Here is a 2,607-nt window from a genome sequence, read left to right as displayed (position 1 = left end):
GGGCGTCATACAAGAAAAACCGTAACTTTGAAACAAAATAAAAGGAAATAAAATTAATGAATCCAAATCTAACAATAGAATCTCTAAAAAAATCTGCAAAAGAATTTTGTGACATAGAGTCAAAATATGCGAACCAAGACCTGTATGGAGTAACTGATGGAAAAGCAGTTGGAACTTATATAGAACATAAATTCAAAAAATATCTTGAAGACCGCTATACTTATGAAAATGGTTCTTCTGCAAAAGGAATTGACTTGCCAGGAGTGAATATCCAAACTGATATAAAAGTAACTTCTAAAAAACAACCACAATCTTCAAGTCCATTCAAAGATGCAAAACAAAAATATTTGGTTTAGGTTATAATCTACTTGTTTTTGTTTACGACAAAGTTGATGACCCAAACACAAGTTCTGCCAAACTTGACTTTGTAAGTTGTTCATATCTCGACAAAGAAAGAACAGCAGATTATACAACAACATATAGATTAAGAGAAATGGTAAAAGATGGAGCAAACAAAGAAGATATTATTGCTTATCTTAATGACAAAAATATTCCAGCAGATGATATTACCCTTGGCTTAATCGCAGACCAAATATTAAACAATACGCCAAAACAAGGTTATTTGACCATATCAAACGCCTTACAATGGAGATTGCAATATGCAAGAGTAGTAAATCTAACTGATATTGTTGATGGAATTACAAAAGTCGTAGATAAAGTTACTAAATGATTTGTTTTGAGACACATATAACTAATTCATCATTAAAATTCTTTCAAAAGAATTTAAAAACTCTATTTGATTTTAATCAAATTAATAATATTGTAAGAGAAGTTAGTGGAATTAATACCTTCTTCACTTCACAGGAAGAAGCAACGGAGTTATTAGAAAAGTTAAAAGAAAACAGTTCAATTGTTTCAGAACCCAACAGAAGAGAATATGGAGATTTTCAAACAAATGAAAATCTTGCTGAACAAGTTGCTAAATATGCGTTTCTTAAACAAAAAGGTTTTGAGTTTATATTAGAACCTACTTGTGGAAAAGGCAATTTTATTCTTGCTTCAATTAAGCAATCTAACTCACTCAAAAAAATTGTAGGTGTTGAAATCTATCAGCCTTATGTTTGGGAAACTAAATTTAAAATCCTTGATTATTACCTAATAAACAAAGAAACTAACAAACCTGAAATTGATATAATTCACGGAAATGCTTTTGAATTTGATTATAACCAATTAGCAAAATCTACTTCTGACTTAAAAACATTAGTTATTGGTAATCCACCTTGGGTAACTAATTCTGAACTTGGCTCAATAGATTCAAAAAACCTACCTAAAAAGTCTAACTTTAAAAAGCATAGTGGATTTGAAGCAATAACAGGAAAAGGAAACTTTGACATCGGAGAATATATTTCTTTGATAATGTTAAAATCTTTTGAAAATCATAATGGAATTTTTGCCTTTTTAATTAAAAATTCTGTCGTCAAAAACCTTATTCAAGACCAAAAAAGAAACTGTTTTAAAATTAGCAATTCTGAAAAATTAAACATTGATTCAAAAAAGGAATTTAATGTTTCTGTAAATGCTTGTTTATTTCTTACACATTTAAACACAAAACCAGATTTTACTTGCAAAGAACTTGACTTTTATAGTCAAGAGTATTTAACAACTTTTGGTTGGTACAAAGAAAAGTTTGTTTTTTCAGTTAGCGACTATGACGAATCAAGTATTATAGATGGTAAATCAATATTTACTTGGCGTTCTGGAGTAAAACACGACTGTTCAAAAGTTATGGAACTTGAATCTGTAAATGGTCATTATGTTAATGGGTTGGGAGAAGAAATTAATCTTGAAAAAAAATTGGTCTTTGGATTATTAAAAAGTTCTGATTTAAAAACCGATAAAACCAATACTTATAGGAAACTTACAATAATCACTCAAAAAAAAATAGGACAGGAAACAAATTATATTAAAGAAAATTTACCTCTCACCTACCAATATTTGAATTCGCACAAAGAATATTTTGATAAACGTAAGTCGTCTATTTATAAAAACAAACCAAACTTCTCAATATTTGGAATTGGAGATTATTCATTTGCAGAATATAAAGTTGCCATTTCAGGACTTTATAAATCAACGCATTTCACATTAGTGAGTCCAAAGGATTCTAAAACGATAATGCTTGATGATACTTGTTATTTTATTGGCTTTGACAACCATAAAATGGCACAGATTGCTCATTTTTTAGTGAATTCAGATTTAGTTCAAAAGTTTCTAAAATCAATTATATTTTCAGATTCAAAAAGGTCAATTAATAAAGATACTTTGATGCGTATTGATTTTGAAAGAGCATTTGAAAATTATGAGTTTGAGAATGTAAAGGATTTTATTTCAGACTTAACACACGAACATTGGAAAGAATTTGGGGAAATGATTAAAAATAATGTAAATGAACAAATTACACTGTTCTAAAAAAAGTACGAACGCCCAACATTGTGTATAAGTAATAGCGGTTTAAGGGATAAAACAAAAGTATAAACATAAAACAAAGTTCAGTACAAAACCGAAAGGTTTGTGAGTAGAAATCCGCTACTACTCATACACGAGACCGTT

Annotated in this window: 1 protein-coding gene and 1 pseudogene; both read left to right on the top strand. The window is 29.0% G+C overall.

The genetic code is table 11. The features are described from left to right. The first annotated feature begins 56 nt into the window (after positions 1-56). Positions 57-730: pseudogene (locus tag GMC_RS23410) on the top strand (type II restriction-modification system restriction endonuclease). Further along, positions 727-2,466 carry a hypothetical protein gene (locus tag GMC_RS23185; protein WP_010520800.1) on the top strand — a complete coding sequence of 580 codons (1,740 nt, stop codon included), beginning with the start codon at positions 727-729 and terminating at the stop codon, positions 2,464-2,466. The pseudogene GMC_RS23410 and the gene GMC_RS23185 overlap by 4 nt, the downstream one beginning before the upstream one ends. The last annotated feature ends 141 nt before the right edge of the window (positions 2,467-2,607 follow it).

It is taken from the genome of Aquimarina agarivorans (assembly GCF_000218485.1).
Lineage (GTDB): Bacteria > Bacteroidota > Bacteroidia > Flavobacteriales > Flavobacteriaceae > Aquimarina > Aquimarina agarivorans.
The sequence above is the reverse complement of the archived record's forward strand: the minus strand, read 5'-3'. Positions and strand labels throughout refer to the sequence as shown.